Origin of the sequence: Crocosphaera sp. Alani8, from assembly GCF_038442745.1 — a bacterium.
In the GTDB taxonomy this organism is placed as follows: Bacteria; Cyanobacteriota; Cyanobacteriia; order Cyanobacteriales; family Microcystaceae; genus Crocosphaera.
The window spans coordinates 1-5824 of record NZ_JARVCN010000209.1 but is presented as its reverse complement, the minus strand read 5'-3'; the positions used below and the strand labels follow the sequence as shown (position 1 = coordinate 5824).

Genomic DNA, 5824 nt, shown 5'->3' with positions numbered 1-5824 from the left:
TTGGCCTAAGTTTTCGCAGCGAGTGACCCCTGGCTTTTTGAGAAGATACGTTTTTGTCTTACTTTTTTCTTGGCATTGACTATTTATAGTTGTCAAAATACTCAAGAAGGTAATAGTATTCGTATTGGTATTTCTTCGGAAAATTTAATCTTTGAACAAGAAATAACCTCCCTGGCAGAACAAGCAACTAAAAGAAAGGTTACTATTATTCCAAAGGGATCGGTTTCCCTTGTGAATATGGCATGTAAGGGGGAACTAGATGCGATCGCTATTGCGGATGAAATGTGGCCAAATATTAAATGTCCTTCGGCTAATTGGGTTGATACATCGGGGACATTATATCAAAGTCGAGTACAATTTGCGCTCCCAAAAACCACTGCACAAGCTTTGGGCTGGGATAAAAAAATTGTCCCCCGTAAAGAAATTTTAGAGAAGCTAAAATCGGGAAAAATTCGCTTAGCAACAACTATTCCTACTTACAGCAATAGTGGCTATAATACCCTGCTTTGGTTAACCAGAGAAGCCATTACTTCTACCTTAACCCCTGAACAAATCACCCCTCAATCCCTAGAACCTCTACAACCTATTTATAAAAATTTAGGAAAATCTAGCGAAAGCACGGCTTATTTAGCAGAAACATTGGCTCAGGATTGGCCGGAAGACACTCTAGCCGCTCTTTATCGGTTTTTATATGCACCAGATGGGACAGAACTTTACTATCACGGGAAAACAACTACCCTATCTCAACCCGTTAGTTTAATAGAAGTTAAACCCGCTATTGCTGTTACTCCCACTTGGTTTGTAACCACAAAAGATGAAACCCTAAAAAGCCAATTAATTGAGGGGGTATTTAATCGATTAGAAAGCAAAAACCCCCGTAAATTTGAAGAAATTAAACGACTTCATCCCCCCTTAGCTAATACAATAACAAAAGAAGCAACTCCCATTGCTCAAGTTCATCGTCAACTTTTGGATAACTTTCACCCTTCAATCAGACAAAAACGTTGGATTATCGGTATTATTGATGCTTCCGGTTCTATGAGAGGAGAAGGATATCCACAACTATTAGCTGCTTTCTCAGAATTATTAGAAACCCAAAAAGCAAAAGATAATTTTTTGTACTCTCCAAATGATCGTTTTAGTCTCATTATTTATCAAGGAAATGATGCGTATCAAATCCCTTTTAATAGTCAACCAGCAGAAGAAATATCTCGAGAAATTATCTGGGAAACATTGCAAAAAGACGTACAACCAAAGGGTGGAACTCCTATAGATAAAGGTTTAATTATGGGGTTAGAAACAGCCTCAAAAGTTCCCCCTGATTACAAAATAGAGATTTTCCTATTTACCGATGGAAAATTTGCAGATCCCATTACCCCAGAACTCTTGAATACTTATCAATCTTTACAAGACAAAAATGTAGAATTAACTATTGTGGGAGCAGGAGAAATTGATAGCCAACAACTACGAAAATTATCGAGAACACTAGATGCAAGACCGATTATTTCAGGGAATGCTAACCAAACTTTAGAAGAGTTATTAAAAGCATTTCGAGAAGCACAAATATAGTCGGGATTATGTCATCACAAATAATAATTAGTCATTAATTTTTAAGGAGAGGTAACAAATCATGAATCGGCAAAAACGTAAAATTTCTCAACTGACTAGTAGTAGCCTCATTATTCTAGTAACTTTAGCTCTCAAGTTATTAGGAATAAACTGGATTAATTCCATAGCTATCGGTGTCACATTAGGGGTAGCTGCCCTCATTTTAACCAGTAGCTTGAGTGAAAGAATTCAAAATTTTTCTAGTTGGATTGCTTATATTTTAATTGCTCTAGGAATTGGTTGACTAACGATTTTTGGAATCCCTCAAATTCAAGAAAATTTTAAAACCCCCGATTTGATTTCTGGTTATGTCGGCGGAGAAAGATACGATTTATTGGTCAAAGATGAGAAGATCAAAGAATTATTAAAAATGGAAAATTTGCAAATAACCGAGGGAAGTGTCACGAAAAAAGGCTCGATTTCCCAATTATCTACCCTTCAAGAGCAAACCAACTTAGATGGACTAGATTTTATTTGGACAGGAGATGCACCCATTGCTGAAGGAGGTGGACAAATTTTAGAAGCAAAAGGAATAAAAATTTTAGACAACGAGGCAACATTTAGCGATCCTTTGGTGTTGGTTGTGGATAAAAATGCCGCTCAAACTTTATCAGAAAAACAATTTTTTACAGTAATAAAACCCGACGATAATCTTAAAAAATACGGGTTTGAATATCGAGTGGATGCTGTGACTTTGGCTGACTTTTTAGAAGGTAATCTAACTTGGAATCAAGTAGGATTAACTCGATACGCTTCCCCTCCAGGAGTGATTATGACCAATGCTCGTAAATCAAATGGTGGAGTGATGGCTGAAACTTTAATCGGAACTATTTGGTACAATATGCTGTTAAATGGTGTAGCCGATCAACCCGATTTAAAAAACAGTTCTCATATTCCTCAATTTAAACCTTTACCTACAGAAATTCCGGCAGAACTTACTAAAAAAATGGAGAATTTAAGGCTCTATTCTGGGTTCGCTGAATCAACTTCCTCGAAAATTAAAGTGTCTTTAGAAGAAGGGGGTTTTCCTTGGGCCATAACTTATTATTCCGTAGGAAAACAAATTATTCAAGAAAACTCCCAATTTACCTTAGTTGCTTTATCCCATACTGTTATCAATAGTAATCAATTTTTATCGTTTTCTGAAAAAGGAACACAACTTCTGAGAATTATTCAATTACCCGAGTTTCAAGAAGCTGCTCAAAACTACGGTTATGATTCACCCCAAGGCAATTGGATCGTTTTGCCAGATCCCAGTTTTGCCGCAGTTAAATCCTTATCTAATCTATTAGAAGAAGCTGAACAATCATAAATTTTATCCTAACTAAATATGAAAATCCTTGTTTAGCAAACATCCTGTAAGCCTTTCAGCGATTAGTTTACAAAAACTTCTCTGTTGTAAGTATAAATACCCTGATGACTTTTGTTATCTTTTTGGGTATTCTGTTTTTGCTATCTCAGAATCCCTTTCTGTAGACTTACTCGATCGCAAATAACAAGCATACTTCATTGCAAACCCTTACTCTGACTTGGGTTATGACTCCTATATCCAAAGCATAAGAGGTTGCTTGTCTTATGCCCCCCGTTTATTAACTTTTTCATCATATCTAGAATCCATCCTATCCTTGATAAATTTTTTTTGCTTATGTACTTCTCGACCTTATTCTCTACTGTAAAAGACTGGGTGAAAGTTATCAGCTTTCTAATACTAGTTCTGTTCGCCAGTTACACTCTCTTTTTAACCTTTAGATATTTCTTCTCTTCCCTCTTCTAACTCTACGTGAGTTCGACGGAAATTTTGTAGTCAACAGATAGCACCAGATCTTGAGGAATACTACTTCCAGCATAGGTCTGGTGCTATCATATTTAGCCTAGCCTATTTCCTTTAATGAAGGCTGATGGCTGATAGCTGATAGCTGATAGCTAAACGCTTACAAACTAGTCAGTGTTATCGAAGGTGCAAGATATGAGTAATAGCTGATAAGATACGTTTGACACCAAACCAATCTTTATTAAGCCGGAACCTCAACCGTTTCTATCCCTGCTAACTCAAAGGCATCATGAACTGCTTTTAACGCCTTAACCCCTTCTTCTTGGGGAACAACGCAACTAATCTTGATCTCGGAAGTAGCAATCATTTTAATATTAATCTTTTCCTTGGCTAAAGCCGTAAAAAACTTAGCTGCAACCCCTGGTTGTCCAACCATACCGGCACCAACAATACTCACCTTAGCGATATCTTCATCCACTATCATCTCCTCAAAGCTCTCAGAAAGGCTCTTTAAGGCTTCACAAGCTGCTTGAGCATTCTCTTGAGCAACTGTAAAGGCAATGTCACGGGTGGGGGTTCCTGCTAAAATACGGCAACGCTGAGATTGAATAATGGTATCCACACTAATATTATTGTCCGCCAATACTCCAAAAATACCAGCTGCCATCCCCGGTTTATCCTTAACATGACGAATGGCAATTTGCGCCTGTTTCGTGTCTACAGCAACTCCCCGTACAGGAGGTGCGGTGGCTGCTGTTTGAGAGGCTGCAGTATTAGAGGATAATTGCAGATCAAACGCTTCACACAAAACAGATATGGCTCGATCGCCGTCTTTTTGAGCTACCACGCAACTCACTTTCACTTCTGAGGTGGAGATCATTTCGATGTTAATCTTAGCTGCAGCCAAGGTTTTAAACATTTTGGCTGCGATACCCGGACGGCCGATCATTCCAGCACCGGCGATGGAAACTTTAGCCACTCCTGTTTCTACCATCACTTCTGCTTCGGTGGAGTTGGAGGGGGTACTGCGTAAAACAGGTGCGATCGCTTCTGCTACTGCTTCTGCTTTGTTCAAGACATTTTTGACCACCGTAAAGGCAATATCATTACTATTTCCGTCGTGGATAGATTGAATGATTAGGTCCACATCCACCTGTTGATGGGCGATTTCTCCAAATAAACGGGCGGCTATTCCGGGGCGATCGGGAACCCGTAATAGGGCAATTTTTCCCTGTTCACCGTCAAATTCTACCCCATCCACCGCTTTAGTCAGTTCTAAACCTTCTAAGGATCTGGGTTTGGGAATAGGGGAAATTACGTGAGTACCTGGTGCATCGCTCCAGCTAGAACGCACCACCAAGGAAACCCCGTAGTTACGGGCAATTTCCACTGCTCTCGGGTGTAGTACTTTTGCTCCGAGACTGGCTAATTCTAACATCTCATCGCAGGTTATTTCCTCCATTAACCTTGCGGAAGGTACCAGACGGGGATCGGTGGTCAAAATTCCTGGAACATCGGTGTATATCTCGCAAAAATTGGCTTTTAATGAGGCGGCCAACGCCACTGCAGAGGTATCTGAACCCCCGCGGCCCAGAGTAGTAATTTCTAGATTTTCTCGGGAACTAATGCCTTGAAACCCTGCTACAACTACCACTTCCCCTTGATCAAGATGGTGTTTGATGCGATCTGGTTTAATAGAAAGGATACGGGCCCGACTGTGTTCGGCTTCGGTAACGATGCCTACTTGCGCCCCAGTTAATGAGGTAGCTGTTTGACCTATTTCTTGTAGAGCCATGGTCATGAGGGCAATAGTTACCTGCTCCCCCGTAGAGAGTAACATATCCATCTCTCTTCTGGAAGGGTTGGGGGTGATTTCCTGAGCTAACCCTACTAAAGTATCGGTGGTTTTGCCCATAGCAGAGACAACTACAACCACTTTATTTCCTTGTTGAACAGTTTTACGGATACGTTGGGCGACGGTTTGTATGCGTTCCACCGAGCCGACGGAGGTTCCTCCATATTTTTGCACAATGAGAGCCATAGTTGAAATAGAAGCAGAGATATCTAAGCTTTAATTTAGCAAAGTTACTTAGGGGTTATGGGGAATTTGTAACATTTTCTTATATTGTTGAGTCCCAGGAATTTGGGAAAAGTTTTGATTAGTCATCACCCCTTCGGAGCAAGGAGTCAGGAGTCAGGTAAATCTGTGGCTGAGGGAAAACAATCTTTAGGAAGATAGCTTAATGTATGACTTATTGCCAGATGGCAAAAGACCTTACCCAACTGAAAAAACTCTCTGATTATAACTGGTTAACTGAATCAACGGCAGCGACATTACAACAGGCATTAAAAAACTTGGAATCGGCTTTTAAGAATTTCTTTGAAAAGAGAGCTAATACCAAATCCGCTCTTGTTATACCCTTTATAAGCTAGAATAGGCAGATG

4 protein-coding genes and 1 pseudogene are annotated in these 5824 nt (G+C 39.9%); 4 read left to right on the top strand and 1 reads right to left on the bottom strand.

From position 1 onward, the window contains the following. Positions 1–75 precede the first annotated feature (75 nt). The 3 genes from P9B04_RS13040 (at position 76) to P9B04_RS13030 (ending at position 2920) form a co-directional block, all read left to right on the top strand. A complete protein-coding gene (locus P9B04_RS13040; protein ID WP_342055424.1) occupies positions 76–1569 on the top strand; it encodes a vWA domain-containing protein in 1494 nt (497 codons plus the stop codon). A 61-nt stretch (positions 1570–1630) separates the two neighbouring features. Beyond that, positions 1631–1852, top strand: a complete 222-nt coding sequence (locus P9B04_RS13035; RefSeq protein WP_342055423.1) for a hypothetical protein — start codon at positions 1631–1633, stop codon at positions 1850–1852. A gap of 51 nt (positions 1853–1903) precedes the next feature. After that, the gene (locus P9B04_RS13030; protein ID WP_342055422.1) at positions 1904–2920 is read left to right on the top strand and encodes a hypothetical protein; all 1017 of its coding nucleotides are present in this window, start codon (positions 1904–1906) and stop codon (positions 2918–2920) included. Between the two features lie 700 nt (positions 2921–3620). Here the strand turns inward: P9B04_RS13030 and P9B04_RS13025 are convergent. Beyond that, a complete protein-coding gene (locus P9B04_RS13025; protein ID WP_342055421.1) occupies positions 3621–5420 on the bottom strand; it encodes an aspartate kinase in 1800 nt (599 codons plus the stop codon). 206 nt (positions 5421–5626) lie between these two features. Between P9B04_RS13025 and P9B04_RS13020 the strand changes: the two are divergent. Further along, positions 5627–5770 (top strand): annotated as a pseudogene (locus P9B04_RS13020) (RNA-guided endonuclease TnpB family protein); the annotation flags it as partial. Positions 5771–5824: the final 54 nt, after the last annotated feature.

Excerpts from the sequence above, each read along its gene's own strand:
- P9B04_RS13035 (WP_342055423.1), top strand. The coding sequence starts at position 1,631 with ATGAATCGGCAAAAACGTAAAATTTCTCAACTGACTAGTAGTAGCCTC.
- P9B04_RS13025 (WP_342055421.1), bottom strand. The coding sequence starts at position 5,420 with ATGGCTCTCATTGTGCAAAAATATGGAGGAACCTCCGTCGGCTCGGTG.